Genomic DNA, 24,283 nt, shown 5'->3' with positions numbered 1-24,283 from the left:
AGGGCCGGGTGAACGTCAGGCGTCGCGGACCTGAAGGGTTTCGGCATGCACGGCGTCGGCGAGGGGCCGGCCGGTCCGCCACCCGAACCGTTCGAGGTCCGGCACCTCCTGCAACCGCGTCACGAGGCCGACGCACAGCCACGCGATCGGCCGCACCGGGGTCCGCGCCCCGACGAAGTCGGCGAGGAACGCCTCGTCGTAGAACGAGACCCAGCCGACACCGAGTCCTTCGACGGTCGCCGCGAGCCACAGGTTCTGGATCGACAGCACCGCCGAGAACACGCCCACGTCGTCGATCGTGTGCCGGCCGAGGATGTGCTGCCCGCCCCGCGACGGGTCGTAGGTGACCACGATCCCGGTGCCGGACTCGGCGATGCCCTCGACCTTGATGGGGTCGAAGGTGCGCCGCCGCTCCTCCGGCAACGAGTCCGCGAACGCGCGACGGCATCCGGCGACGTGGTCGGCGAACTCGGCGAGCCGCTGCGGGTCGCGGACCACCACGAAGTCCCACGGCTGGGTGTTGCCGACGCTGGGCGCGGCGTGCGCCGCACCCAGCACCCGCCACAGGACCTGCTCGTCGACGCGCTCGCCGGTGAACTCCGCGCGGACGTCGCGGCGCGCACGGATCACGTCGTACAGGGCCGCCCGCGCATCGATGGTGTCGGTCATCGCGGTCAGCGGGGCAGCGCGGCTTCGATGGCCGCGATCACCTCGGGGGCGTCGGGCTCGGTGCGCGGCCGGAACCGGGCGACGACGTTCCCGTCCGGCGCGACGAGGAACTTCTCGAAGTTCCACTGCACGTCGCCGGCCTCCCCGTTCGCGTCGGGGTGCTGGGTGAGCTCGGTGTAGAGGGGGTGCCGGCTCTCGCCATTGACGTCGATCTTCTCCATCAGCGGGAACGTGACGCCGTAGTTGGTGGAGCAGAAGGTCCGGATCTCCTCGGCGGTGCCCGGCTCCTGGCCCATGAACTGGTTGCACGGCACACCGACCACGGTCAGGCCCCGGTCCGCGTACTCGACGGCGAGCTTCTCGAGCGCCGTGTACTGCGGGGTCAGGCCGCACTTGGAGGCGACGTTGACCACGAGGACCGCGCGGCCGTCGAACTCGGCGAGGGAGGTGGGCACCCCGCCGAGGGTGTTGATGCCGATGTTCTGCAGAGAAGTCGTCATGCCGCCCGACGTTAGTCGCGGCGGTCCCGGGTGCGGTAGTGCGCCCGGAAACCGCCGCGAACCGGCACGTCAGAGTGCGGCGACGACCGCGAACGCACCGAGGGCGACGAGCACGGCGCCGGTCAGCGTCTGCACGCGGCGGTCGACCACGCACATCGCCGACAGGAAGCCCGGCATCGACCCGCCGCCGCGGGTGTGCAGGATCGCCAGCAGGCTCGGCAGGCACCGGCCGAGCGAGACGAGCGTGAACAGGGCGGCGCCGAGCGCCGGGGAGCCGACCACGGCGACGCCGAGCACCAGCAGGTAGTACGCGCTCGACCGGATGAAGATCACGAAGCCGGGTCCGATCATGGCGCCGAAGAGCAGCGAGACCTTCCACGGGGCCATCGACCGGCGCAGGTGCCGCGGCAGCTGCCGGCGGCGCATCGGCGTCGGCAGCGTCACCAGACCCAGCTCGTGCAGACCGTAGGCGAACGCGACGACGCCCCACGCGACGAGCGCCCACGTCACCGGGACGGATCCGGCGACGAGCGCACCGAGCGCGCCGACGAGCGCACCGGTGGGGGCGCCGGTCGCGACCGACCCGAGCGCGTGCCAGCCGAGCCGGCGCACCGGCGTCGACGAGCCCGCGCGGTCGGGCTGCTTCGGAGCCGCGACGACGCCGGCGACCGACATGCCGCACGTCGACCAGTTCGCGGCCAGGGCGGTGACGGCGCCGGCACCCACGACCGCGGCGGTCGTCGCGGCGGGTCCCGACGGCGTGAGGAGCGCCGCCGCCCCGGCACCGGCGACGCCGGCGGCGGCGATCAGCGCCGCCCGGGTGCGCGACGGCACGGCCTTCTGCAGGGTGGGACGGATGTCCGGCACGTCCGTCGTCAGCGGCTCGTGCGTGAGTACTGCTGTCATGACTTCCTCCAAGGGGGTCGGTGTTCTCCGGATTCGGACGACTGGTTCAGGATTCGGTGACGGTGACGGTGACGGTGCCGGTCATGTACCGGTGGACCGAGCAGGTGTACTCGTAGGTTCCCGGTTCGTCGAAGGTGTGGGAGTACGTGCCTCCCCCGGTGATCCCGCTGTCGAACCGCCCCTCCGACGTGACCTGGTGCAGCACCCCGCCGTCCTCGAACCGCCATTCGACGGTGCCGCCGGCCGGCACGGTCACGTCGGGCGGAGCGAAGTGGACGTTGCTGACGACCACCACCGCGTCCGGGGGCCGCTCGGACGGGCCGCAGGCCGTGACGAGCGGAAGCAGCAGGGCCGCAGCCCACCCCGGCCGCCGGGTCATTCCCGGACGATCACGGTGCCGACCATCATCGGGTGCGGCGTGCAGTGATAGGTGAACGTGCCGGCTTCGTCGAAGGTGTAGGAATACGTTCCCTCGGTGAGGAGTTCACTCTTCAGCTCCCCCTCGAGGGGGCCCTCGCCCACGACGTCGTGCGGCAGTCCGCCGTCGTCGAATCGCCATTCGACGGTCTGCCCCTTCTCGATCGTCACCGACTCCGGGTTGTAGGCCATGTTCCTCACCTCCACGACGACGGCCGGTTCGGCCGAACCTCCGGCGCTGCCGCACGCGGACAGGCTCGCCGCGGTCAGCAGGCCGGCGAGCAGGGTGACGGACCTTCTCATGGCGATTCCTCTCATCGGATGTACCGCAGGTTCGCGGTCATGCCGGCTTCGAAGTGGTAGGCGTTGTGGCAGTGGAACATCCATTCGCCCGGATTGTCGGCATCGAATTCGATCGCAAGTTCGGTGCCGGGCAGCACGTTGACCGTGTCGCGGCGCAACCCGCCGTACGCGCCGATCGCGAAGGTGTGTCCGTGCGTGTGCATGGGGTGCCACATGGTGGACGAGTTCTTCATCGTGATCCGCACGCGTTCACCCTGTTTCATGACGAGGCGGCCGGCGTCGGCGCCGACCATGCCCCACACGTAGCGGTCCCCTGCCTGGATCAGATCGATCCGGTAGTCCCGGTCGGGCTCGCGCGGGTCGAGCCGCACGGTGTCGGCAGGCCGCAACGCGTTCTCCGCGACGAGCCGGCCGCCGAGTTCGGGGATCGCATCGCCCACGTCGGCGTCGGCCATCGGCACCGCATCCGGGGTGCGCAGCACCGTCGAGGCATACCCTTGCCGCCCTTCGACCTTCGCGACGATCGGCCACACGCCCGACTTCACGGTGACGAGGACGTCGTAGCGTTGCGCCATTCCGACGACGATCGTGTCGGCGACGGTGGGCTGCACGTCGAAGCCGTCCGCCGCGACGATCGTGAGTTCGTGCCCGGCCACCGCGAACCGGTACGGGGTCTCCGCCGCCGCGTTGACGATCCGCAGCCGCAACCGCTGTCCCGCCGCGGCGACGACCGGGGCGGGATCATTCGGAGGACGACCGTTGATCAGGTGCAACGGATACGCGATGTGCTGGGTCATCCCGCCGAGGGGCGCGGAGTCGCCGTGCCCGGCGCTCACCAGCCGCCGGGCGACGTCCGTGTCGCCGGCCGGGTGTGCGCCGGGTGCCGCACCCCCGCCGTGGCCGCCGTGACCGCCGGAGATCGCGGGGTTGAGCGCCGCGAGCACGGCGTCGGGCGTGGTGCCCAGGCCGTCGACCCAGTCGTCGAGGACCAGGACGGCGTCGGCGTCGGCGCCGGTGCGGTCGTCGGGGTCCTCCACGATCAGGGCCCCGAACAGGCCGCGGTCGGCCTGCAGGCCGCTGTGCGAGTGGTACCAGTGGGTGCCGGGGTCCGGGACGACGAAGCTGTAGTCGAACGTCGTGCCCGGTGCGATCGCCGCCTGGGTGACGGGCGCTGCGCCGTCCATGTCGTTGCGGATCCGGATGCCGTGCCAGTGGAGCGTGGTGTCGGCGTCCAGGTCGTTGCGCACCACGGCGTCGAGCCGGTCGCCCTTGCGTACCCGCAGTTCCGGGGCGACGGCGTGCCCGCCGTAGGTCCAGGTGTCGACCAGGCGTCCGCCCAGGTCGACGGTGGAGAATCCGGCGGCGAGCGCGAACGACGCCACGGTGCCGTTCCACCCGCGGGCGGCCTCGGCGGCGGCGATCTCCGGATCGGCCGGGGAAATGTAGTCGAGATCGGACGCCGCCGATCGTGTGTCCGAGCCGGCGGCCGCCGGCTGCGTACCGGACGATGCGGTAGCGCAGCCGGCGGCACCGAACCCGAGCGCGCTCATTCCCAGCGCCCCGGCTCCGAGGGAGCCCAGGGCGAGGAATCGGCGCCGGCCCAACCCGTTGTCGGGTTGTCTCATCCGATCACCTCGGGGGTGAGCAGGTCGGTGAAATCCTCGACGTTGCCGCTGATCTCCGCCGAGGAGACCTGTTGCCCGGTCGCGGCGTCGAACCCGACGATGCGCTGTGCCGCCTCGCCCTGACCCTCCGGATTGCCACCGAGGACGTAGAACGTCGCGCCGTCGACGGAGAACGCCATGCTCGCGATGTCGGTCAGCCCCAGGTCCTGCAGGCTCAGCGACCGGATCGGGGCGAGGTTCGCGGCGTCGGACAGCACGATGCGGGTCAGGTCGCCGCCGCGCGCGGAACTGGGATGGATCGGTGAGTCGGTGTAGGCGATCGCGATCCGGGTGCCGGTGTTGTCGATGACGTCGCTCGCGAACCGCCCGTCGGGCTGACCGGCGTTGCCGATCGGCGTCACCGCGCCCTGCGGCAGGCCGTTCGAGAAGTCGAAGACGTACACGTCGCCGTTCTCCCCGACCAGCAGGGCCTTGCGCGCCTCGGCGGCCCACCCGACCTTCCGGGCGCTGACGAAGTCCTCCGGCAGCACCTTCGCCCGGGCGGTCTCGGCCGGCACGCCGTCGTCGCCGACGGAGATCCGGATCAGCTCGCCGGTCTCCTCGCACACGCTGTAGATCTCGTGGTCCACGGTCCAGGTGAACGGTCCGCAGCCGACGATCTGCACGGCCCCGCTCTGCTGCTTCGTCTCGAGGTCCACGACGCGGACGCCGTAGAGCCCGTCGTCCCACGTGACGAAGTACCGCCCGTCGGAGGTGACCGCGTTGGAACCGGGCCGCGAGTGCACGCGCGCGACGTCGGGCAGCAGCGCCTCGGCCGGCTCGAGCAGATTCCCGGAGTAGGTGCTGACGGTGAAGTCCGCGGCCCCCCGCGAGCCGCGGGGGCGCCACACCTCGGCGGCGAGAACGGCCGGATCGGACGGGGTCTCGCCGACGAAGCCGTGGATCACGGGGTCCCAGATGCCGGGGCCGACGACGATGCGGCTGCCGGCGACGCCCGTCTTCGGGTCGAGGACGTTGACGCCGAGCTCGAGCTTGCCGAATCCGCCTGCCACGGCGACGAGCTGGTCACGTCGGATGGGGTCGATCTCGGCGACGTGCAGCGGTTCGGGGATGGTGTCGCCGATCTCCTGGTCGTCGTGGCCGAGCGAGATGCCCTCGCCGGGGGTGCTGAATTCGACGGTGGGATAGGTGATGTCGCCGGCGGTGTTCGCGTCGTCGCCGGACGAGCCGCAACCGGTGAGGGTGACGAGCAGCGCGAGCGGAACGACGGCCGCGGCGGGACGCACGAGGCGGCGGGAACGCGATGTCATGATCCGGCACCGACCTTCGGGCGGTCGGCGGGACGGGCCTGGCAGTCCTCGCCGATGATGGGGGCCATGGTGCAGGTGTACGACTGGGATTCGTCGGACACGCACCAGATGATCTCCTGGTCGTAGCTGCCCGAGACCGGGTTGTACATGACGGCCTGCATGTCGGGCTCGCCGCAGAAGGCGTTGGAGCACGACGGGGCGCCGCAGCAGTCGTAGTAGGCGATCAGGTAGGTCTTGCCGGTGTCGGGGTTGGTGCAGCAGCCCACCCAGAATTCGGCGCCCGGCTTGCTGCCCGGCGCGCACGTGGTCACTCCGCCTCCGTTGCAGGCAGCGCAGGAGGTGCCGTCCATGTTGCACCAGCGCCAGTACTCGCACTCGGCGGGATCCTTGCCGTCGTACACGGGCACGAGCGGTTCCGGGCCGGGCTCGGGGGCGGGTTCCTGCGCGAACGCGGTGCGCGTCACCGGAAGCGAACTGATGAGCGCCACCCCCGACACGCCCATCGTCCAGCGGCCGAGGCGGCTGATCATCGAGCGGCGCGACACCTGTTCCGACATCCGGCGTCCGGTCCGGCTCATGAACGAGCCGCCCTTGCCGGCCATCCAGGCGGCTTGTTCCTTGACGGTCTCCTCGTCGACCGGATACCGGTTCTCGTACATCTCTTCCAACGCATCTCTCCGTTCGTCCAGGGGGAAGGCGGGATTCAGGCGCTCGCGGCGGCGCGGGCCTTGGCCTGTTCGTGCAGGTGCTGCAGCGACGGGGTGCCGGTCTCGAGGGCGTTGAGCAGGCTCTCGACCTGGGCCATGTGGTTGCACAGCCCCTTGGCGCGGATCCTGCCGTGCTCGTCGAGGATCACCCCGTAGGGGGTGGTGCCGACCTGGTAGGCGATGCCGACGTCGCGGCCGTCGACGTAGCTCAGTTCGGTGCCGATGTTGCTGCCGGCGAGGAACTGCCGGTGTTCCTCCGGTGTGCCGTCGGAGACGATCACGACGTCGAGGTCCTTCTCCGCCTTGGCCATCGCCCGGATGCCGGGCAGCAGGCTCTTGCAGGTGGAACAGGTGGGCGCCGTGAACAGCAGCAGCTGCGGCCTGTCGCGGTGGCCGCCGACGCCGACGGTGCGGCCCACATGGTCGGTGAGGCCCCGGAAGGACGGGCCGGCCTGCTCGATCTTCGGACCGGTGTCCATCATGCGGGCCCCGAGGGGGCCGAGCCGGACCTGCACCCGGCCGATCTCGCGGGCCAGCGCGAGCACCATCAGGAACAACACGGCGACCGCCACCACCAGCACGATGATCGCAACGAGAAATATGGTGTCCATCTGTCGTCCTGTCTCGGAAAATGTTGTGGAAGAAATGGTTTCAGGCCCCGTAGCGCGACACGGCAGAGACCGCGCGCAGTTCGATGGACGCGCCGGTCAGGTGCTCGTCGACGGGCCGGCGCCCGACGTGGACCACGGAGCGCAACTGGGCCACCGCGAGCCCGGCGGCGAGCGCGAGCGCCGCGAGCGCGATTGCCGCCATCTGCTGGAGCGCGGCGATCGTCGCGGGTCCGGTGAGGGCCAGCACGATCGACGCGGCGGCGAACGCACCGGCCCGCACGGAGTGGAACCAGCCGATGCGCGGTGCCTCGCCGTGGCCGCCGAACGCGAAGCAGCCGCAGTCGAGCTCGCGCCGGCCCCGCGCGAGGTTCACGGTGAGACCGACGAAGAAGCCGAGGAACAGCACCGCCGCGACAGCCGCGGCGGCACTGCCGGCGACGCCGAGCACCAGCAGGGCACCCACGGCGATCTCCGCGGCGGGCAACACCCGCGCGACCGCCCGTTCCAACACGGGCGGCAGCAGCCGATAGCCGCGGACGGCGCGCAGCAGCCCCTCGTGATCGCCGGCCTTCGGCACCCCGGCGAGCAACAACGTCCCGCCGACGAGCGCCGCAACCACCGCCCAGATCATGGTCGTCCCCTTCGCAGTCGAGTGATCGTGCCGGTCAATCGTGCGCACCGGATGCGTCGCGAACGGGTCGTCGGGGAAACGTCCGGGGGCACCGCGAGTGGAACCGGCCGTGGCGGCGCGCCCCATGCGGACACTGCAGGTGGGACACGGTCTCCGGCGCTCGGGGGACCGTGTCCGCACGGGGCACGGGGCCGTGCGGTGGCGCGGGCCACAGCGCCGCGTCGGGCGGATTCCCACTTGCCGTCCACATGTCGTTCGCGGAGGTAACCGTCGCGTAACACCGCGGCGCTACGTTGTCCCTCGCCCTGAGGCGTTTCACCGCCCGAGGTGCCGGCACCGCCGGCTGCACGGACGCACAGACGGGATACGACGATCGTGACAACCGCACTCCGGGCCGCGATTGCCCGCTCACGGGACGCCGAAACCCATCGGGATCCGGTGTATTCGCCGCTGCGCGCCCTCGGCCGCCGTCAGCTCACCCCGATCGATCTGCTCGGCCAGTCCCTGTCGACGATCGCGCCGGCCACCGGGATGGTGTTCATCGCGCTGTGGATGGTGACCCACCGGCCGGGCGTCGGCGGTCTGCTGGCGATCGCGGGGACCACCGCCGTGGTGGTGCTGGTGGCGCTGTGCATCACGCAGTTCACGCGGCGCCTCGCCGCGGCCGGGTCGCTCTACAGCTTCGTGTTCCAGGGCCTGAGTGCCCGCGCGACCCTCACCACGGGCGCGGCGCTGCTGCTGGGCTATCTCGGCATCTCGATCTCGGTGATGTCGCAGGCCGCACAGAGCCTGCTCCGCATCGCAGACCTGCTCGGCATGCACGTGCCCGGCGCCGCGCCGTGGTCGGTCACGATCGGTCTCGTCGCGGTTGCCGTCGCGGTGATCACGGTGCGCGGCGTGCGGTTCGCGACGCGCGCCATCCTGCTCGTCGAGGCGTGCTCGCTCGTGCTCATCGTGGCGCTCATGCTCGGCACCCCGGCCGGTGCGGGCACGGCCACCACCGAACTGCCGGACGCACCCCTGAGCCTCATGCCGTTCCTCGCGATGCTCACCGTGCTGTCGATGGCGGGCTTCGAGAGCGCCGCGTTCTTCGGCCCGGAGGCCAAGCGGCCGTTGGTGACCGTCACTCGCACCGTGCTGATCTCCCCCGTCGTCGTCGGTGTCCTGTTCGTGTTCGCGGCGTGGGCCGCGTTGTCCGGCCACGGCGCCGTCGTCGTCGGCGCGTACTTCGACGGCACGGCGTCCGGCGCGAGCGTCGGTGTGGTGCTCGCGGTGCAGGCGGGCATGACGTGCTCGTGGCTCGCGTCGACCCTGGGGTGCGCGCAGGCGGGTTCCCGGCTGCTGTACTCGATGGGTGTCGAGCGGGTGCTGCCGAGCGCCCTCGCCCGTGTCCACGACCGGTTCCGCACCCCGCACGTGGGCGTGCTCTCCTTCACCGCCGCGGGTTTCGCCGGCGCGTGCCTGTACGCGTCCCTCGCGGGGGCGGATTCGGGGGCGTTCGACGGCGTCGTGGAGATCGGCCTCGTCGTGGCCTACACGCTGGTGGCCGTCGCGTCGCTGCGATTCCTGCACCGCATCGGCGAGCACACCGTCGTGACGCGGGCGGCCGCGCTGTTCGTCTCGGTCCTGGGGATGGGCCTGCTCGGCTACATCGCCGTCGACGGCACCGCGCACGGCGTATGGGTCGTGCCCGCGACACTCTCGGCGGTCGCGGCGTCCGGCACGGTGTGGCAGTACGTGCTGCGCCGGGTCCGGCCGGGCAGCCTGACGACCATCGGTGCGTTCGACTCGGTCGAGACCGGGGACATCCTCCCCGGGGCGGGGACCCTCGTGATCGGCGCGGACGGGCGGCGGCGCATCCTCCCGGACGTCCCGCACCCCGGCGACGACGCCCGTCCCCGCGACGGGAACCCGGGTTGACCGCGCACGTGTCCGTGCACGCGGACGATTCGCACTTCAGCGGACAGCAGCCGCGCGCGGTGCAGAAGGCGCTGGGGATGCTCGAGGCCGTCGCGCAGCTCGGCCCCGGCACGTCCGCGAAGGAGATCGCCAGGTTCGCCGGGGTGCCGCCGACCACCGCGTACCGCATGCTCAACCTGCTCGTGGCCGACGGATTCCTCGTCCGCGTGCCGGACCTGTCCGGCTTCGCGCTGGGTCGTCGCACCGCGGAGCTCGCACAGGCGGCCGCGGAGACGAGCCCGTCGCCGACGCTGCACGACGTCGTCGAGGAGCTGCGCACCCACACCCGATTCGGGGTGCACGTCGCCTCGTTCGCGGCCGGGCGGCTGCGGTTCGTCGACAAGGACCCCGACCACGAGATCATCGCCATCGGCGTGCTCGCGAAGAACCTGCACGCCAACGCCCTCGGCAAGCTCATGTTGGCGCACCATCCGCACGTGCGTCCCGATCCGGAACTGCGGCGCCTGACCGACCACACGATCTGCGACCACGACGTCCTCGCCGAGGAACTGCGCGCCGTCGCCGCCGCGGGCTACGCGTACGAGGGCGAGGAGTGCCGGACCGGGCGGGCCGCGCTGGCGGTGCCGATCCGGGACCGTTCGGCGTTCGTCGTCGGCGGCCTCTACCTGCAGGGGTCGGCGTCGCGGGTCACCCCGGACGACGCGGTGCTCGTGCGGTTCCTCTTCGACGGCTCGGCACGCCTGTCGGGGCTGCTGTGACGGCGTGAGTCACCGGGTGGGCCGCGGCGGGGTTCGTCACCGGGTGGGCCGCGGCGGGGGTGCGTCGTCCGGGGCGAGGTGCGCACCGATCCGACGGAACAGCGTGTCGGCCTCGTTCCGGTACGCACCGGTGTCGTCGAACGCCGCCGGGTCGAAGGTGACGGCGACGGCGACGGCGATCTTCCGCGACGGCAGGTATGCCTCGACCGCGGCGTACCCACCGAACAACGGGTTCTGCATCAGCCAGTTGCCGGTGACCACCACACCGAGGCCATAGGTGTAGCCCTCGGACTGCGGGAAGCACGTGGGGCAGCCGGGCAGCGCGGTGGTCCGGCCGCGCAGGTCCGTCGACACCATCGCCCGGTACGACTCCGGGGAGAGCAGCGTGCCGGTGCCGACGGCGACCGCGGTGTCGTGCAGGTCGTGGATGTCGGTGGTCTGGACGGCGCCGCGGGTGATGGTCCAGGACGGGTCCCAGAACGTGGATTCCTCGTAGAAGGGTGTCGCGGCGGGGATCCCGAGCGCCTGCCGGCGTTCCGAGCTGAACGCATGCAGCACCGGCTCCGGGATCGTCGGCGTCTGCGACGGCGTCGTGCCGTCCAGCCCGAGCGGATCGAGTACCTTCTCCTGCAGCAGTTCCGCCACCGGCCGGCCGGTGATCTTCTCGAGGGCCAGGCCGAGGATCACGTAGTTGGTGTGCGCGTAGTTCCAGTTGGTGCCGGGCTCGTAGAAGAGGGGCTGGGACGTGCCGTAGGCGATGAGCTCGTCGGGCGTCCAGTTCCGGAACGGGTCCCGGTAGATCGCATCCGACAGTTCGGGATTCTGCACGTAGTCGGCATAGCCGGAGGTCATCTGGGCGAGCTGCCCGAGGTTGACCCGGTCCGAATTCGGAATGTCGGGCAGCCACGTCGAGACCTTGTCGTCGAGGCGGACCTTCCCCTCGTCGACGAGTTGCAGCAGCAGCGTGGCGACGTAGGAGATGGCCACCGCGCCGTTGCGGAAGTGCATGTCGGTCGTCGCCGGCACGCCGGTGGTGGATTCGCCGTAGGCGCGGGTGAGGATCTCCCTGCCGTCGACGGTGACGCGCACGACCGCCGCCTTCAGGTGCGTCTCCGCCATGGTGTCGCGCACGATCCGGTCCACGGCCTCGGCCTGTGCGGGGTCGGCCGACGAGGCGGTCCCCGATGCGGCCGCGGTGTCGGCGGATCCGGACGGGCCGGGCGCGGCATCGTCCGTCGACGTGCAGGCGGTCAGGAGGCCGAGTGCGCACAGCACGGACAGGATCCGCCGGTTCAGGGGCATGCCTGATCTTGGCAGATGCGCTCGGCCGGTGCGATCACTCCGGCCCGGCGGCTGTGGTTCGGCGCAGGTCCCGATCGGACCGCAGGCGGGCGGTGAGTTCGGCCCTGCTGCGGACTCCGGTCTTCGTGTAGATCGCCTTGAGGTGATCGTGGACGGTGTTCGGAGTGATACCGCGACGGTCGGCGATCTCGGCGGTCGAGTATCCGGCCATCACCTCGAGGCACACGTCCCGTTCGCGGGCGGTGAGCGCGTATGCGGCGAGCAGCAACTCGGCGAGTTCGAGGCCGGTCGCATGCTCGATGGTGACCACGGTCTGCGGTTCGGCACCGCCCAGCAGCGCGGTGGCCCGCATCAGGATCCACCCGCCGGTGGCGTCGCGGATCCGCGTTCGGAACACACCCGAACCGCTCGCACGCGCCCCGAACGCGGCGGCGCGCACCATGACGGCCAGCCGTCCGGGCGCGATCTCGTCGAATCGGTCCTGCCAGTCGCGGGCGGCCGCTGTGAGCGCGAGCGGCTCACCCGCGGCCCCGGTGAGTACGACCGCCGGACCCGGGTCGCCCAGGCGCGAGGCGGCGGTGGCGCACACGGCGGCGCGGGTCGCCGACGCCACCGCCGGCGCCACCCGCGTGAGGAACTCGACCTCCGAGTCGGTGAAGTCCGCCCCGGACCGAACGAATCCGGCCGCACCCCAGCACAGTCCGCCGATGCGGAAGATCACGCGCAGTTCGTGGTCCAACCCGAGCGGACGCCACACCCCGGCGTGGCGAAGACTGTGGGCCACCTCGTCCGGGGGCAGCTCGGATCCCCGGGCCGCACTGCGGCCGTTGCGGAACAGCTCGGCGAAAGTGCCGGGATCCCGCCCGCGGTACTCGCTCTCGGCGAGCAGCGGCTCGTATTCCGGCGGAACCCGGTCGGGTCCGCTCGTCATGGAACCGATCGTCAGGGACCGGGGATCGATCATCGCCCAGCACGTCAGGTCGCTGCGCACCGTCCGGCCGACGAGTTCGATGGCGCGCCCGTGCACCTGCGTCACATCGGCGCCCGCGGCCGCGAGCGCCACCACCTCGCGGCCCACCTTCTCCGCCCGGATCTCGAGCATGAACCCAGTATGCGCTGGTGGCGGACCTGTACCCATCCCCGTTTTCGGGGATGGGCCATCGGCCGGGCGGTTCCTAACGTGACAGACATGTCCGACAACATCGAACTCTGCAGGATGGGCGAGGGCCGTCGCCTCACCCTGCCCGACGCAACCGTCACGGTCCTGTCCACCGGTGCACACGCCGGCGGAGCCTACGAGCTCTTCCTCGTCGAGGCCCCGCGCACCGAGCCGGCGCCGCTGCACGCCGAACCGTGGGCCAAGTCGTATCACGTGCTGAGCGGCCGGATCCTGGTCCGTGCCGCAGCGACCGGTCACGAGCTCGCGGCCGGGGACACGATCACCCTCGCGCCGGGAACGGTGAACTCCTTCACCGTCCTGACCGACGCCGCGACCTTCCTGCTGATCGCCGCCGGGACCTCGATGGGCGGATTCTTCGGCGCGGTCGACGCCCTCGGGCACGAGCGTCCACCGGACGAGACGGGTCGGATTCTCCGAGAGGTCGCCGACCGGTACGGGGTCACGCTCGCAGCGGAGGCAGGTGCGTCGTGATCGTTCTCGCGCAGGTCGCCGCGCTGGTCGGCGCGGCCGTGCATCTGCTCGCCTTCGTGTGGGAGACGCTGCTGTTCCGGCGGCCGTCGATACACGAAGACCTGTTCCGCATCCCCACCGGCGACGTCGCAGCGGTGCGGATGTGGGCGTTCAACGTCGGCTTCTACAACCTGTTCCTCGGCACCGGCGCGCTGATGGGGGTGGCCCTGTGGCGGGCCGGCGAGGACACGGTCGGACGCGCGCTCGTGCTCTACACGTGTTCGTTCATGCTGCTCGCCGGGATCGCCCTGTTCGTCTCGGACCGCATGGCCATGAGCCGGCCCCGCGGCGCCGGGCTCGGGGGTGCCGCGGCGCAGTGCACGCCACCGGCGATCGCGCTGATCGCGCTCGCGGCAGCCTGATCCGCTACTCCTGCGCGGCGACGTACCGCCCCAGCGCCGCGGCGCGGTCGGCCGGTGACCGGCGCGGGCAGCTCGTGCACTTGCCGCTGTCGGTCGCCCGGTAGATCAGGCAGCAGGAGCTGCGTCGCACGAAGCGTCGCCCGTCCGCCGGCTCCGGCGATCCGGGAGCTGCCGCCGTGACGCTCCCGGTGGGATCGACGTCGACGAAACGCGGTGGCAGCAGCGGCGGCCGCGACAGCGCGGCGGCGAGGGTGCACCCGTCGTCGACGCGGTGGGCGGCACGCCCGGCGTCGAGGGCACGGTTGGCGATCGAGTCGGACGCGACGGCCCACAACGCCCGCTCCGGCGCACCCGACACCCGCGCGAGCGGCGCGATGATCGCCGACAGCGCCGGCACGAGAGCGCGCGCAAAGGCATCGGGCCCGGGCAGCAGGCGCGAGGAACGCACCGCGCCGAGGTAGCCGTCCTCCCGCAGCACGCAGCGCAACCGGGCCGGGTCGGGATCGGGAGCGTGGCCGGTGGCCAGGAGCATCGCGACGGGTCCGGCCACCAGGGTTGAACTGGCCGAGTACCACCAGAGCGTGCCGTTGACCCGAGGGTCGCTGCAGTCCCACCTGCGGCCGGTGTCGGATACCCGTCCGGCCAGCCACTGCGGATCGGTCGTCACCGTGCCCGGAAGGACGGCGGTCCCGAGGTCGACGGTGTGCGCGAAGTCGCCGAGCAGGGTTCGGGCCGCGGCGTAGGCACGCGCCGCGGCGTCGGCGTGCCCGTCAGGCATCGGCGAGCCCCCAGACCTCGAGCGTGCGTCGTCCGTCGCCGTCCACAGCCACCCGGCCACGAACTCCGAAGACCCCCGCCAGCACGGCGGGATGCAGGACGTCTTCCGGGGTTCCCGCAGCGACCACCGATCCGTGGTCCAGTACCGCCATGCGATCGCAGTACGCGGCCGCCAGCCGCAGGTCGTGCAGCGTCACCAGCACGGCGAGCCCGTCCGCGGCGAGGCTGCGCAGCAACTCCAGCACGGTCAGCTGGTGGCGCAGGTCGAGATGATTCGTCGGCTCGTCGAGCAGGAGCACGCGGGGTTGCTGGGCCAGGGCCCGGGCTATGGACACACGCTGGCGTTCCCCACCGGACAGGGCGAGCACGTCGCGATCGGCGAGGTGCAGCAGCCCGAGCCGGCCGAGCACATCCTCGACGACCACCCGGTCGTCGTCACCGAACGGTTCGAGCCATCCCCGCCGGGCGGTGCGTCCCAGCTGCACCGATTCGCGCACGGTCGTCCCACCGAGCGAGACCGGCTCCTGGACGCCGACCCCGACGAGGCGCGCGAGCGTGCGGCGCTTCAGGTCCGTGACGTCCTCGTCGCCGACGGTGATCGCGCCGGCCCCGACCCGCACCGCGCGGTAACAGGCGCGCAGCAGGGTCGTCTTGCCGCTGCCGTTGGGCCCGACGAGGGCGAGCACCCGGCCCGGGGCCACGTCGAGGTCCACCCCGTCGAGTACGGTGCGTTCGCCCAGCCGCGCGCGGACCCCGGTGGCGCGCAGGCGGGTCATCGTGCCCGCCCGTAGCTGCGCCACAGCATGACGAGGAAGGCGGGCGCACCGAGCAGACCGGTGACGACCCCCACCGGCAGCTCGGTCGAGCCGCTGACCGAACGGGCGACCATGTCGGCCAGGACCAGCGCGAGCGCCCCGGCCACCGCCGCCACGGGTATCAGCCGGACGGTGTTGCGGCCGACGAGATGGCCGGCGATGTGCGGGATCAGCAGTCCGATGAATCCGACGGTCCCCGAGACGGCCACCGCCGCGGCGGTGAGCAGAGAGACCGCCAGCAGGATCAGGATGCGGAACCGCCGCACGTCCATTCCCAGGGCGGTCGCCCCGTCGTCGCCGACGAGCAGCAGGTTCAGCTGCCGGCCGCACAGCAGGACGCCGCCGCCGACGGTGAGCAGGACCAGCGCCGGCGCGGCGAGCATCGACCACGTCGCATCCCCGAATCCTCCTGCCAGCCAACGCATCACCGTACCGATCTGACGGTCGTCACCCAGGACCAGCAGGGTGAAGGTGGTCGCCGCAGAGAACACCATCGACATCGCCACGCCGACGAGGACGATCGCGGTGACGGCATGGGCGCGCAGACTCACCGCGATCGCGCCGGCGAGCGGAAACAGGGCTCCGAGGAAGGCCGCGAACGGCAGGGTGAACGCTCCGAGTGCGCCGCTGCCGACACCCAGGACCGTCACCAGCACCACCCCGAACCCGGCACCGGAGGACACGCCCAACAGGTAGGGGTCGGCCAGCGGGTTGCGGGTCACCGCCTGCGCCACCACCCCGGCGATCGCGAGCGCGGCACCGACGACGGCGGCCGTCAACGCCCGGGGCAGGCGTGATTCGACGACGATCGCTTCCCGCGCCGCGGTCCACCACGGCGTGAAGGCCCCCGGTGCGAGGCGGTGCGCGACGATCGCCCACACGTCGCCGAAGGGGATGTTCACCGTGCCCAGCGACACGGCGCCCGCCAGCGCCAGCACGAGTGCGGCGAGCAGCGGCGGCAGGATCAGCCACAGCGAACGACGCGCCGCGCCCCCGTCCCGTCCCCGCGCGGCCGGCGCCGCGGCGCCGGCGTGCGGCGCCGATGCGTCGGCCAGGGTACCGGCGGGGGTCATTCCGGATCCGTGAACGCGGCCGGGTGCAGTCCGCGGGCGATCGTCGCGACCGAGTCGACCATGCGCGAGCTCTCGAAGAAGTCGTCGAGCGGCACGACGACGAAACGATCGTTGCGCACGGCGGGCGTGGTGGCCACGATCGGCTGGTTCTTCAGATAGGCGATCTTGTCCTCCGCGCTGGTCGCGCCGTAGTCGAGTACGACGATCGCCTCGGGTGCGCGCTCGCCGACGACCTCCCAGCCGGTGGTGAAGTACGGTTTCGGGCCTTCGGCGGTGATGTTGTCGGCGCCGGCGTATTCGGCGATGAGGTTGCCGATGCCCACGCCGCCGACCGAGAGCGGCTCGGCTTCGCCCGAGTCGTAGAAGAAGGTGCGCACCGGCGCGACGGCGGCCTGCTCCAGGCGGGCGCGTACCGCGTCGAGTTCCGCGGTAATCGATTCGGTCAGGGCCGCGGCCTGTTCCTCGGTACCGAGGAGGGCGCCGAGTTGGGCGAAGTCGTTCTTCAGCAACGCGATATCGGAGAAGCCGGCACCGCAGTACTCGGAGAACAGGAACGTGCGGATACCCGCCTGCTCGAGTGCGTCCCGCCCGCGTCCGGTCTTGTCGTCGAATGCGCTGCGCATCCCGCCGACGACCAGATCCGGGTCGAGGTCGCGGATCTGCTCGTACGTGGGGTACTCGGCAGCCAGCGACGGAATCGCCCGGAACTGCTCGGCCGTCTCGGGCAGCGGGTCGTCCTTCTCGCCGTAGCCCATACCGACGATGCGATCCCCCACGCCCATCTGGATCAGGGTTTCGGTGACGTGGTCGTTCATCGACACGATCCGCTGCGGGGGCGCGTCGTAGGTCGCGGTGCGTCCGCAGTTGGTGATCGTCACCGGTTCGCCGAAGGCCGCGGCCGGCGGGGTGGCGCCGGTGTCTGCGCCCCGCGAGCAACCCGACAGGGCCGCGGTGGCGACGGTCAGGGCGGCGAGAACCGCGGCGGCGTCTCGCACGGGACGGCGGAAGTCGACGGGCATGGGACCTCGTGCTCTGCTCAGGTGGCACGAGGCAGACTCCGGCACGGCAGCGACCCCGGACAGCGGGCACCGGCTACCCTGCTGGACTCCATCTCGTAGACCACGACGAAATACCGGAGTCGCGCACCCCCGTGCAGGCGATCGGGCTCACCGTCGGATGGACGGCCTACCGTTGCGGGTCAGCGCCGGACTCGGACCGGACTTTCCCTGCACGGGCGTCAGCAACGCTGCGGCCATTATGCATGTCGGCGGCCGGCTCGCATCGCAGGGTCGGCCACCGGTGCGCGGGTCCGTCGGGACGGCCACCCGGAGCGCCGTTCCATCGTCCGCCGCCCTCCCCCGGTTTTCACCCTCACTTTCACCCCGTTCGCGACCTCGGCTCCGGAACCGCGGCGATCCCCGGTGCGTTCCGATTGATGGTGGCTGTCGAACGGACTGCGCCCTCGTGCGGCCGGGGCGTCGCCACCGGCCCCTCTTCCGAGGGGCAACGCGCCGGAACGTCGGGTGATGCGGCGGACCGGCGGGCCGGTCACCGCGCAGGGGGCGGTGACCGGCATCCGGGCGCGTGCGGGCCGGCACACTCGGGCGGATCACCGTACTGCCACGCCGCTGCCTCGCCCGCGGTGCCCCGGAACCGGGACCGACGACGCCGACTCCACGAAACCCAGAGTTCAAAATGCGGCCATCTGCCGGAGACCCGCCGCCGCGACACTGGAGGCACAAGGTGTCAACGACGGACGGGGAAACACTGATATGTCCGAGAACATCGCCCACCGACCCGACCCCCTCTTCGCTCTGCCGGCCGCGACGATTCCGGCGGCGCCCCACTCGATACGCCTCGAGGAGCCGGCCCCGATCCGTCCGGCCTCCGGCCTGCGTCCCCGCGTGGGCACCGTCCTCGGCACGGTCGTCTCCGCGGGGGCCGTCGCCACCATGGTGACCGGCTTCGTGGCGGTCGGTACCGTCGCCACGGTGTCCGGCCTGGTCTCGGCCGTCCGGCTCGGACCCTGACCGGCTCGGCGAACCCCTCAGTCGCCGAACTGCACGCTGTCGACGACGACGTCGGACCCGAACAGTTCGCGGGCGCGGACCAGAGCCGCGTCGCGCACCTCCGGCTCCGACAGCGTCGTGGGCAACGCCAGGGTCAGCAGCACGGAACGACCGTCGGACCTCGGCTGTGCCCTGACACGGCACACCCAGTCCACCGTTCCGCCCTCCCGGCGCAGCGCCAGCTCGGTGCGCGCGACGTCGCGGGCGAAGCAGGGCAGCGCGGGATCGGTCGTGCGTTCGAGCTGGGCCACGAGATCCTCGAGGCGATCGGTGCGCCATTGGCGCAACCCGGCCATCCGCGGTTCGACGTTCATCTCGGCACCCTTCGACGCCGGCGACCGTCGGGTGCGCTCGCGGGAGCATGCGGGTCCGAGATCTGCGGCGTCAGCGAAACTGACTACTACCGAGACCATCGCGCCGCGAGCGCGCGGCGTTTCACGAGCCCGGCAACAGGCTGCGCTTCATGAGCCCGGCAACAGGCTGCGCTTCATGAGCCCGGCAACAGGCTGCGCTTCATGAGCCCGGCAACAGGCTGCGCAGCGCCGGCAGCAGTTCCTGTTCGGCCCACCGGATGAACGGCCCCTGCCGGTCACCTCCGATCTGGACGAGGGCGACCTCCGTGAATCCCGCGTCGACGAACGGCCGGATCTTGTCCACGTACTCGTCGATGTCGTCGCCGCACGGAAGTTGCGCCCCGACCTGCTCGGGCGTCACGAACCGGGTGGCCGCCGCGAACGAGGACGGCGCGGGCAGGTCCGGGCTGACCTTCCAGCCGAGGCCGAACCACCGGAACTGCTCGTGCGCCCGCTGCACCGCCGCGTCGCGGTCGGTGTCGTAGGAGACGGCGATCTGCCCGACTCGCGGTTTGCCCGCTCCCCCGGCCTCGTCGAACATCCGGGTCAGCTCCGGCTCGGGTTCGGTCGCCACCATCAGGTCGGCCTTCTCCCCGGCGAGGGCGCACGACTGCGAACCGGACACGGCGATGCCGATCGGCACCCGGGTCTCGGGCAGGTCGTACAGGTGCGCGGACTCGACGTCGAAGTAGTCGCCGCGGAAGTTCACGTTGCCGCCGTCGAACAGCGCCGAAATGATCTCCACGGCCTCGGCGAGCATCTCGTGACGGGTGCCCACCGCGGGCCAGCCCTTGCCGACGACGTGTTCGTTGAGGTTCTCGCCCGCGCCCAGGCCGAGGCGGAACCGGCCCCCGGACAGGATCTGCATCGTCGCCGCCTTCTGCGCCACCACCGCCGGGTGGTACCGCAGGATCGGGCAGGTCACGTAGGTCATGAGCGGGATCTGCTCGGTGGCCTGGGCAGCGGCACCAAGGATGGACCACGCGTAGCCGGAATGCCCCTGTTCCTCCAGCCACGGGTTGTAGTGGTCACTGATCACCGAGAAGTCGAAGCCGGCCTTCTCCGCCATCTGCACGTCGCGGACGAGGTGGTCCGGCCGGGACTGCTCGCAGAGCATGGTGTAGCCGAAGTCGGTCACTGTTCGTTTCCTCCCGTGGTCCGTGCCGGGCGCCCCGCCGATGCCGGCGATCCGTCCTTCGGGATACCCACCGGTCGCCTCGGTACACGACCGTCACGGTAGGGAGGGGCCGCCGAGATGCCGGCTGCGCATCTCGGCAGGTACGGGTGTCTCGTTGCGGCGGGCCGGCCGGGCCGGCTCGCCGCAACGAGGGGTCGACCCGGTGTCAGACGAGGCAGACCACGAACAGCGGCACTCCGACGACCGGAACGAAGAGCAACGGAACGCACACGACACCGAACGGGCCGAGGACCGCCGGCTGGACGGATTCCGCGATCGGGGCAGGCGCGGTGGGGATGGCGGGGGCCGCTGTCGCGGCACCGGTGCCGAGGGCGATCATGGGGGCCATGGCGGTCGCCGCTACCGCCGCGCGAAACGTAGTCCTGCTCATGGTGTTTCTCCTCGCGTCGCGTGCCGCGACCGATACGCGCCCACGGCACGGAAATGGATCGGCTGTATATCAGCATCGCCGACGAACCCGACGCCGGGCGACGGGGAAAACCCTGCATCGCGACGACTCGGGCATGGCCACGTACCGACGGGTCTCGTTTCGGTCGAGGCCGGCCCCGATGCTTCCATTTCGGTTGAGAAGAGGGCGCCGGCCCCCACCCGGGGGCTACGGTGAAGCTGTGCTGTTCGGGCGGGGACCGGAATGCGCACGCATCGATCGGCTGCTTGCCGCACTCCGGCAGGGAGCGGGTGGAGCAGTGGTGCTGAGCGGGGAAGCGGGAATCGGCAAGACCGCCCTCCTCGACTACGCCCGCGAGCATGCCTCCGGACTCGGGGTGCTGTCGGTGACGGGTGCGGAAGCCGAGGCCCCGATCCCCTTCGCGGCGCTCGAACGCCTGCTGGCGCCGGTGCCGGGGCCCATCGCGTCGCTGCCCAGGGTGCGCCCGTTGTGCGGCTCCACCGCGCGCGAAATTCCCGGGCCGGAGGACCGATTCGCGATCTACGCCGGATTCTTCCGGATTTTGACAGCGGCCGCACGCAGCGCGGCACTGCTGGTAGTGATCGACGATGCGCAGTGGCTGGACCGGCCGACCCTGGACGCCGTCGCCTTCGCCGCTCGGCGGCTCACCACCGAGCGGATCGGGATTCTGGTCGCCACCCGCGAGCCGCAGGGTCCGGCCGGCGTCGAGACGTCGGTGGTGCGGGGTCTCGGCGACGAGGCGGCCGGTCAGCTGCTGGCCGCCCTCCTGGGCCGGCGCCCGCCGGACGACGTGGTGGCGGCGGCGGCCGCACAGGTGGGGGGCAACCCGTCGGCGCTGCTGGAGCTGGCGGGCACTCTCTCGTGCGACGAACTCACCGGAACCCGTCCGCTGCGCCTCCCGGTACGCGCCGGGTCGGCCGCGACCCGCATCTTCGGTGCGCGCATCGCCACGCTCGACGACGCGACACGCCGAGCCCTCCAGGTCGCGGCGGTGGCGGCCGACGACGGGTTGCCCGTGGTGTCCGCCGTCCTGGCGCACCTGGGGATCGCCGGCGGTGCCCTGGGAACGCTCGAGGACACCGGGTTGACGTCGTTCGCGGGCGGCCGGTTGTCCTTTCCGCATCCGTTGATCCGCAGCGCCGCGGTATCCGATCTCCCGCCGACGCGGCGGCGGTCGCTGCACCGCGCAGTGGCCGAGATGCTCACCGATCCGGCGCAGCAGGACCGACGTGCGTGGCACCTGACCGAAGCCACCCTCGCCCCGGACGAGGGCACCGCCCGGGAACTGGAGCAGTCCGCGCGGCTGACGTCGGAACGGCGCGGGTACGCGGCCGCCGCGGTCGTCATGGAGCAGGCTGCCGCGTTCTCCGCCGACGAGGCGGGTACGGCCCGGCGTCTCTGCGCGGCGGCCGACGCGGCCCGGCGCGCGGGCCGCGGCACGACCGCGCTGCGGCTGCTGGACCGATCCGACGACCACACCACCGATCCGGCCCTGCGGGCCGCCAGCGCCGGCGTCCGCGGACGGGTCGAACTCCACACCGGCGCAGCGTGTATCGCACGCCGGGTGTGGGAGACGGGCGCCGCGGACATCGGTCGACGAGACCCGGCGCGAGGCGCCCACCTGTTGGCCATGGCGGCCGAGGGAGCACTCGTCGCCGGCGAGCCCGAGGGGGCACTGCGGCTCGCTCGCCGGGCGATCCGGTCGGCGCCGCCCCGGGACACCGACACGACGCTCCTCGGCTCGCTCGTCATCGGTAGCGCGTTGTCGTTGTCCGGCAACCCCTCCGACGGGATGCGCTGGCTGCAGGATGCGGCGGCGCTCGCGCGGTGGGGCGCCGACGCCGACGTCGAATGGGTCCTGTTCGCGGAGCTGGGCGCGGTGGCCTGGCACGGGGAGGACGGCGATCCGCGGCAGGTGCTCGACCCGCTGGTCCACCGGCTCCGGGCCGAGGGCGCCTGGGGGCAGTTGCCCCTGGCGCTGTACGTCACGGCGCTGGCCGACAGCCGCCTCGGACGCCTGCACTCCGGTCGTTGCGCGGCCACCGAGGCCGTCGAACTCGCCACCCGCACAGGTGATTTGCTCGCGCTCTGCGCGGCGCTCGGATGCCTGGCGGAACTCGAGGCGCAACTCGGTGACGAACAGGCCTGCCGGGCGCACGCCGCCGACTCGTTGCGGATCCGCGAGAGGACCCGTCTGGGCGAGATGCATCGCGACGCCCTGGACGGACTCGGGCTGCTGGAACTGAGCCTGAATCGACCCGACCGTGCCGTCGACCATCTGGAGGAGGCCAACCGGCGACCGTCCGGGTACGCGGACGGTCTCCTCGTCGCGCGAGCGTCGTCCGCAGACCTGATCGAAGCGTACGTCCGATCAGGACGCGACGTGCCGGACGCGGTTCGCGAACAGTTGCGGCTGCTCACGGAACTCGCGCTGCCCGATGCGCTCGGAGCCCTGATCTGCCGCGGCCGGGCACTGATCGGCGACGACGCGGAGTACGACACCTGGTTCACCAAAGCCCTGCAACTGCACGCACGCTCGCCGTCCCCGTTCGACACCGCCCGGACCGCGCTGTGCTACGGCGAACGGTTGCGCCGCGCCGGGCGCCGGCGCGACGCCCGCAAGCATCTGGAGGTGGCGTTCGACGCGTTCCGGCACATCGGGGCCCGCACGTGGGCCGCGCAGGCCGCGACGGAACTGGGCGCCGTCGGCCGGCCGGTCGACGCGCCCGCCGCTGCCGCGGGGCACCGGCTCACCCCGCAGGAACTCCAGGTGGCCCGGCTCGCCGCCCGCGGCGGCACCAACCGTGAGATCGCCGAGCAGCTCTTCCTCAGCGTCAAGACCATCGAAATGCATCTGGGACGGCTGTACCGGAAGCTCGGCATCCGGTCCCGCACCCAGCTGGCGAACTACCTGCGCGACAACGTCCTCGCCTGAGCATCCGACTCCCAGGACGATGGTCGCATCGGAATAGGTTGGGATTTCAGTCGATTCGATGCCATCTGAGAGTGCAATGCGTCCAGGAATGCCACCGCGGCGGGCGCGGGGTCGAAGTCGCTCCAGGCGAGGTATTCGACTCGGGTCGGCCCGTCGCTGACGGGCACCTGGACCAGGTTCGGGTTCGAGGGGACGAAGGCGGGGGGCAGCAGTGCGACGGCGAGGCCCTGTTTCACGAGGTCGAGGATCAGATCGGTAGACATCGATTCGAAGGTCACCTCGCGCCGGAGTTCGGCAGCATCGAAGGCCCGGTCGCTCTGTGCGCGCCCCTGCGTCCCGGCGGGAAAATCCGCGAAGGTCTCGTCTGCCAGATCGCGTAGGCGCAGGCGGCGCCGTCCCGACAGTCGATGATCAGCGGCGAGAACGGCAACGAGACGTTCGCGGGCCAACTCGATGAACCGGACACGGTGAGGGGTGGTCGCGTCAGGCAGGCCCAGCACGGCGATGTCGACCTCGCCCGCGCGGATCGCGGTCACGAGTTCGTCGCTGCCGCCGTTTCGAAGCGCGATGCTCACCGCCGGGTGAGCGCGGTGGAATTCGCCCAGCGCAGCGGGAATGTCGATGGCGGTCACGGTGGGGATGACACCGATCGTCAACGGGCCACGGATCTGCCCTACGGTCGCTGCCGCGTCGGCGGCGGCACGCTCGGCGGCCTCCAGACTCGCCCGCGCCGCGGGCAGGAACGCCGCCCCGGCATCAGTGAGCTCGACCCGACGGCTGGTCCGGGCGAACAGCGGCACGCCCAGCTCTTGTTCGAGCGCCTTGATCTGGTGACTGAGCGCCGATTGGACGACGAAGCACTGCTCGGCCGCTCGGGTGAAGTTCCTCTTCTCTGCCACGGCGAGCACATACCTCAGTTGCTGCAACTCCATCCATCTATCGT

At 71.6% G+C, this 24,283-nt stretch carries 26 protein-coding genes; 6 read left to right on the top strand and 20 right to left on the bottom strand.

Annotation, left to right across the window (positions count from 1 at the left end; genetic code table 11):
* Nucleotides 1-15 precede the first annotated feature (15 nt).
* From bluB to G6039_RS03565, 10 genes are all read right to left on the bottom strand, one after another.
* Entirely contained in the window at nt 16-669 is a 654-nt protein-coding gene (bluB, locus tag G6039_RS03610) for a 5,6-dimethylbenzimidazole synthase (protein WP_043801563.1), read from the bottom strand.
* Nucleotides 670-674: 5 nt separating this feature from the next.
* The gene (locus G6039_RS03605; protein ID WP_006940357.1) at nt 675-1,169 is read right to left on the bottom strand and encodes a glutathione peroxidase; all 495 of its coding nucleotides are present in this window, start codon (nt 1,167-1,169) and stop codon (nt 675-677) included.
* Nucleotides 1,170-1,238: 69 nt separating this feature from the next.
* Nucleotides 1,239-2,075: a hypothetical protein gene (locus G6039_RS03600; RefSeq protein ID WP_006940359.1), complete on the bottom strand. Its 837-nt coding sequence runs from the start codon at nt 2,073-2,075 to the stop codon at nt 1,239-1,241.
* Between the two features lie 46 nt (nt 2,076-2,121).
* A complete protein-coding gene (locus G6039_RS03595) occupies nt 2,122-2,454 on the bottom strand; it encodes a cupredoxin domain-containing protein (RefSeq protein ID WP_043801559.1) in 333 nt (110 codons plus the stop codon).
* On the bottom strand, nt 2,451-2,795 hold the full coding sequence (locus G6039_RS03590; protein WP_043801555.1) for a cupredoxin domain-containing protein: 345 nt from the start codon (nt 2,793-2,795) through the stop codon (nt 2,451-2,453). Before G6039_RS03590 ends, G6039_RS03595 begins: the two co-directional genes overlap by 4 nt.
* Before the next feature lie 11 nt (nt 2,796-2,806).
* Nucleotides 2,807-4,420 carry a multicopper oxidase family protein gene (locus G6039_RS03585; RefSeq protein ID WP_043801550.1) on the bottom strand — a complete coding sequence of 538 codons (1,614 nt, stop codon included), beginning with the start codon at nt 4,418-4,420 and terminating at the stop codon, nt 2,807-2,809.
* Nucleotides 4,417-5,730 (bottom strand): hypothetical protein, encoded by a 1,314-nt coding sequence (locus G6039_RS03580; RefSeq protein WP_043801546.1) that lies wholly within the window; start codon nt 5,728-5,730, stop codon nt 4,417-4,419. The genes G6039_RS03585 and G6039_RS03580 overlap by 4 nt, the downstream gene beginning before the upstream one ends.
* Entirely contained in the window at nt 5,727-6,389 is a 663-nt protein-coding gene (locus G6039_RS03575) for a methylamine dehydrogenase light chain (protein WP_029541405.1), read from the bottom strand. The genes G6039_RS03580 and G6039_RS03575 overlap by 4 nt, the downstream gene beginning before the upstream one ends.
* 44 nt (nt 6,390-6,433) lie before the next feature.
* Nucleotides 6,434-7,048: a redoxin domain-containing protein gene (locus G6039_RS03570; RefSeq protein ID WP_006932024.1), complete on the bottom strand. Its 615-nt coding sequence runs from the start codon at nt 7,046-7,048 to the stop codon at nt 6,434-6,436.
* A gap of 40 nt (nt 7,049-7,088) precedes the next feature.
* On the bottom strand, nt 7,089-7,679 hold the full coding sequence (locus G6039_RS03565; RefSeq protein WP_277606633.1) for a MauE/DoxX family redox-associated membrane protein: 591 nt from the start codon (nt 7,677-7,679) through the stop codon (nt 7,089-7,091).
* A gap of 438 nt (nt 7,680-8,117) precedes the next feature.
* On the opposite strand from G6039_RS03565, the gene G6039_RS03560 reads away from it, so the two are divergent.
* Together G6039_RS03560 and G6039_RS03555 are read left to right on the top strand one after the other, a co-directional pair.
* Entirely contained in the window at nt 8,118-9,599 is a 1,482-nt protein-coding gene (locus G6039_RS03560) for an APC family permease (protein WP_043801538.1), read from the top strand.
* Nucleotides 9,596-10,357 (top strand): IclR family transcriptional regulator, encoded by a 762-nt coding sequence (locus G6039_RS03555; RefSeq protein WP_006932018.1) that lies wholly within the window; start codon nt 9,596-9,598, stop codon nt 10,355-10,357. The genes G6039_RS03560 and G6039_RS03555 overlap by 4 nt, the downstream gene beginning before the upstream one ends.
* 36 nt (nt 10,358-10,393) lie before the next feature.
* On the opposite strand, the gene G6039_RS03550 is transcribed toward G6039_RS03555, so the two are convergent.
* Both G6039_RS03550 and G6039_RS03545 read right to left on the bottom strand, forming a co-directional pair.
* Entirely contained in the window at nt 10,394-11,659 is a 1,266-nt protein-coding gene (locus G6039_RS03550; protein WP_043801534.1) for a serine hydrolase domain-containing protein, read from the bottom strand.
* Nucleotides 11,660-11,693: 34 nt separating this feature from the next.
* Nucleotides 11,694-12,761, bottom strand: coding sequence for a helix-turn-helix transcriptional regulator (locus tag G6039_RS03545; RefSeq protein WP_006932013.1), 1,068 nt, complete (start codon nt 12,759-12,761; stop codon nt 11,694-11,696).
* An 87-nt stretch (nt 12,762-12,848) separates the two neighbouring features.
* Between G6039_RS03545 and G6039_RS03540 the strand changes: the two genes are divergently transcribed.
* A complete protein-coding gene (locus G6039_RS03540) occupies nt 12,849-13,310 on the top strand; it encodes a cupin domain-containing protein (RefSeq protein WP_043801529.1) in 462 nt (153 codons plus the stop codon).
* A complete protein-coding gene (locus tag G6039_RS03535; RefSeq protein WP_006932010.1) occupies nt 13,307-13,711 on the top strand; it encodes a DUF1304 domain-containing protein in 405 nt (134 codons plus the stop codon). Before G6039_RS03540 ends, G6039_RS03535 begins: the two co-directional genes overlap by 4 nt.
* Before the next feature lie 4 nt (nt 13,712-13,715).
* Here the strand turns inward: G6039_RS03535 and G6039_RS03530 are convergent, their stop codons facing one another.
* The 4 genes from G6039_RS03530 to G6039_RS03515 are packed head-to-tail and all read right to left on the bottom strand — an operon-like array spanning nt 13,716 to nt 17,395.
* On the bottom strand, nt 13,716-14,489 hold the full coding sequence (locus G6039_RS03530; protein WP_029541393.1) for a (2Fe-2S)-binding protein: 774 nt from the start codon (nt 14,487-14,489) through the stop codon (nt 13,716-13,718).
* Nucleotides 14,482-15,264 carry an ABC transporter ATP-binding protein gene (locus G6039_RS03525; protein WP_029541391.1) on the bottom strand — a complete coding sequence of 261 codons (783 nt, stop codon included), beginning with the start codon at nt 15,262-15,264 and terminating at the stop codon, nt 14,482-14,484. The genes G6039_RS03530 and G6039_RS03525 overlap by 8 nt, the downstream gene beginning before the upstream one ends.
* Nucleotides 15,261-16,376, bottom strand: a complete 1,116-nt coding sequence (locus G6039_RS03520) for a FecCD family ABC transporter permease (protein WP_006932005.1) — start codon at nt 16,374-16,376, stop codon at nt 15,261-15,263. The genes G6039_RS03525 and G6039_RS03520 overlap by 4 nt, the downstream gene beginning before the upstream one ends.
* Nucleotides 16,373-17,395, bottom strand: coding sequence for an ABC transporter substrate-binding protein (locus tag G6039_RS03515; protein ID WP_029541389.1), 1,023 nt, complete (start codon nt 17,393-17,395; stop codon nt 16,373-16,375). Before G6039_RS03515 ends, G6039_RS03520 begins: the two co-directional genes overlap by 4 nt.
* A gap of 753 nt (nt 17,396-18,148) precedes the next feature.
* Between G6039_RS03515 and G6039_RS03510 the strand changes: the two genes are divergently transcribed.
* A complete protein-coding gene (locus tag G6039_RS03510) occupies nt 18,149-18,406 on the top strand; it encodes a hypothetical protein (RefSeq protein WP_006932002.1) in 258 nt (85 codons plus the stop codon).
* A 17-nt stretch (nt 18,407-18,423) separates the two neighbouring features.
* Here the strand turns inward: G6039_RS03510 and G6039_RS03505 are convergent, their stop codons facing one another.
* From G6039_RS03505 to G6039_RS03495, 3 genes are all read right to left on the bottom strand, one after another.
* Nucleotides 18,424-18,759, bottom strand: coding sequence for a hypothetical protein (locus G6039_RS03505; RefSeq protein ID WP_029541385.1), 336 nt, complete (start codon nt 18,757-18,759; stop codon nt 18,424-18,426).
* A gap of 199 nt (nt 18,760-18,958) precedes the next feature.
* On the bottom strand, nt 18,959-19,936 hold the full coding sequence (locus G6039_RS03500) for an LLM class F420-dependent oxidoreductase (RefSeq protein WP_029541382.1): 978 nt from the start codon (nt 19,934-19,936) through the stop codon (nt 18,959-18,961).
* A 205-nt stretch (nt 19,937-20,141) separates the two neighbouring features.
* A complete protein-coding gene (locus G6039_RS03495) occupies nt 20,142-20,366 on the bottom strand; it encodes a hypothetical protein (protein ID WP_139310946.1) in 225 nt (74 codons plus the stop codon).
* Between the two features lie 178 nt (nt 20,367-20,544).
* Between G6039_RS03495 and G6039_RS30955 the strand changes: the two genes are divergently transcribed.
* Nucleotides 20,545-23,340: a helix-turn-helix transcriptional regulator gene (locus tag G6039_RS30955; RefSeq protein WP_206530704.1), complete on the top strand. Its 2,796-nt coding sequence runs from the start codon at nt 20,545-20,547 to the stop codon at nt 23,338-23,340.
* On the opposite strand, the gene G6039_RS03485 is transcribed toward G6039_RS30955, so the two are convergent.
* Nucleotides 23,313-24,272: a LysR family transcriptional regulator gene (locus tag G6039_RS03485; protein ID WP_029541376.1), complete on the bottom strand. Its 960-nt coding sequence runs from the start codon at nt 24,270-24,272 to the stop codon at nt 23,313-23,315. The genes G6039_RS30955 and G6039_RS03485 overlap by 28 nt on opposite strands.
* Nucleotides 24,273-24,283 lie beyond the last annotated feature (11 nt).

This window comes from Rhodococcus aetherivorans, from assembly GCF_011058165.1.
Taxonomy (GTDB): domain Bacteria; phylum Actinomycetota; class Actinomycetes; order Mycobacteriales; family Mycobacteriaceae; genus Rhodococcus; species Rhodococcus aetherivorans.
Note: the sequence above shows the minus strand (reverse complement) of the source record. Positions and strands in the feature narration are given on the sequence as shown.

What these genes read in the sequence shown, in the direction of transcription:
- G6039_RS03525 (WP_029541391.1), bottom strand. Translation starts at nt 15,264, where the DNA reads ATGACCCGCCTGCGCGCCACCGGGGTCCGCGCGCGGCTGGGCGAACGC.
- G6039_RS03530 (WP_029541393.1), bottom strand. Translation starts at nt 14,489, where the DNA reads ATGCCTGACGGGCACGCCGACGCCGCGGCGCGTGCCTACGCCGCGGCC.
- G6039_RS03485 (WP_029541376.1), bottom strand. Translation starts at nt 24,272, where the DNA reads ATGGAGTTGCAGCAACTGAGGTATGTGCTCGCCGTGGCAGAGAAGAGG.
- G6039_RS03585 (WP_043801550.1), bottom strand. Translation starts at nt 4,420, where the DNA reads ATGAGACAACCCGACAACGGGTTGGGCCGGCGCCGATTCCTCGCCCTG.
- G6039_RS03590 (WP_043801555.1), bottom strand. Translation starts at nt 2,795, where the DNA reads ATGAGAAGGTCCGTCACCCTGCTCGCCGGCCTGCTGACCGCGGCGAGC.
- G6039_RS03550 (WP_043801534.1), bottom strand. Translation starts at nt 11,659, where the DNA reads ATGCCCCTGAACCGGCGGATCCTGTCCGTGCTGTGCGCACTCGGCCTC.
- G6039_RS03565 (WP_277606633.1), bottom strand. Translation starts at nt 7,679, where the DNA reads ATGATCTGGGCGGTGGTTGCGGCGCTCGTCGGCGGGACGTTGTTGCTC.
- G6039_RS03600 (WP_006940359.1), bottom strand. Translation starts at nt 2,075, where the DNA reads ATGACAGCAGTACTCACGCACGAGCCGCTGACGACGGACGTGCCGGAC.
- G6039_RS03575 (WP_029541405.1), bottom strand. Translation starts at nt 6,389, where the DNA reads ATGTACGAGAACCGGTATCCGGTCGACGAGGAGACCGTCAAGGAACAA.
- G6039_RS03515 (WP_029541389.1), bottom strand. Translation starts at nt 17,395, where the DNA reads ATGCCCGTCGACTTCCGCCGTCCCGTGCGAGACGCCGCCGCGGTTCTC.
- G6039_RS03595 (WP_043801559.1), bottom strand. Translation starts at nt 2,454, where the DNA reads ATGACCCGGCGGCCGGGGTGGGCTGCGGCCCTGCTGCTTCCGCTCGTC.
- G6039_RS03580 (WP_043801546.1), bottom strand. Translation starts at nt 5,730, where the DNA reads ATGACATCGCGTTCCCGCCGCCTCGTGCGTCCCGCCGCGGCCGTCGTT.
- G6039_RS03505 (WP_029541385.1), bottom strand. Translation starts at nt 18,759, where the DNA reads ATGAACGTCGAACCGCGGATGGCCGGGTTGCGCCAATGGCGCACCGAT.
- G6039_RS03540 (WP_043801529.1), top strand. Translation starts at nt 12,849, where the DNA reads ATGTCCGACAACATCGAACTCTGCAGGATGGGCGAGGGCCGTCGCCTC.
- G6039_RS03605 (WP_006940357.1), bottom strand. Translation starts at nt 1,169, where the DNA reads ATGACGACTTCTCTGCAGAACATCGGCATCAACACCCTCGGCGGGGTG.
- G6039_RS03520 (WP_006932005.1), bottom strand. Translation starts at nt 16,376, where the DNA reads ATGACCCCCGCCGGTACCCTGGCCGACGCATCGGCGCCGCACGCCGGC.
- G6039_RS03510 (WP_006932002.1), top strand. Translation starts at nt 18,149, where the DNA reads ATGTCCGAGAACATCGCCCACCGACCCGACCCCCTCTTCGCTCTGCCG.
- G6039_RS03545 (WP_006932013.1), bottom strand. Translation starts at nt 12,761, where the DNA reads ATGCTCGAGATCCGGGCGGAGAAGGTGGGCCGCGAGGTGGTGGCGCTC.
- G6039_RS30955 (WP_206530704.1), top strand. Translation starts at nt 20,545, where the DNA reads ATGCTTCCATTTCGGTTGAGAAGAGGGCGCCGGCCCCCACCCGGGGGC.
- G6039_RS03570 (WP_006932024.1), bottom strand. Translation starts at nt 7,048, where the DNA reads ATGGACACCATATTTCTCGTTGCGATCATCGTGCTGGTGGTGGCGGTC.
- G6039_RS03495 (WP_139310946.1), bottom strand. Translation starts at nt 20,366, where the DNA reads ATGAGCAGGACTACGTTTCGCGCGGCGGTAGCGGCGACCGCCATGGCC.
- bluB (WP_043801563.1), bottom strand. Translation starts at nt 669, where the DNA reads ATGACCGACACCATCGATGCGCGGGCGGCCCTGTACGACGTGATCCGT.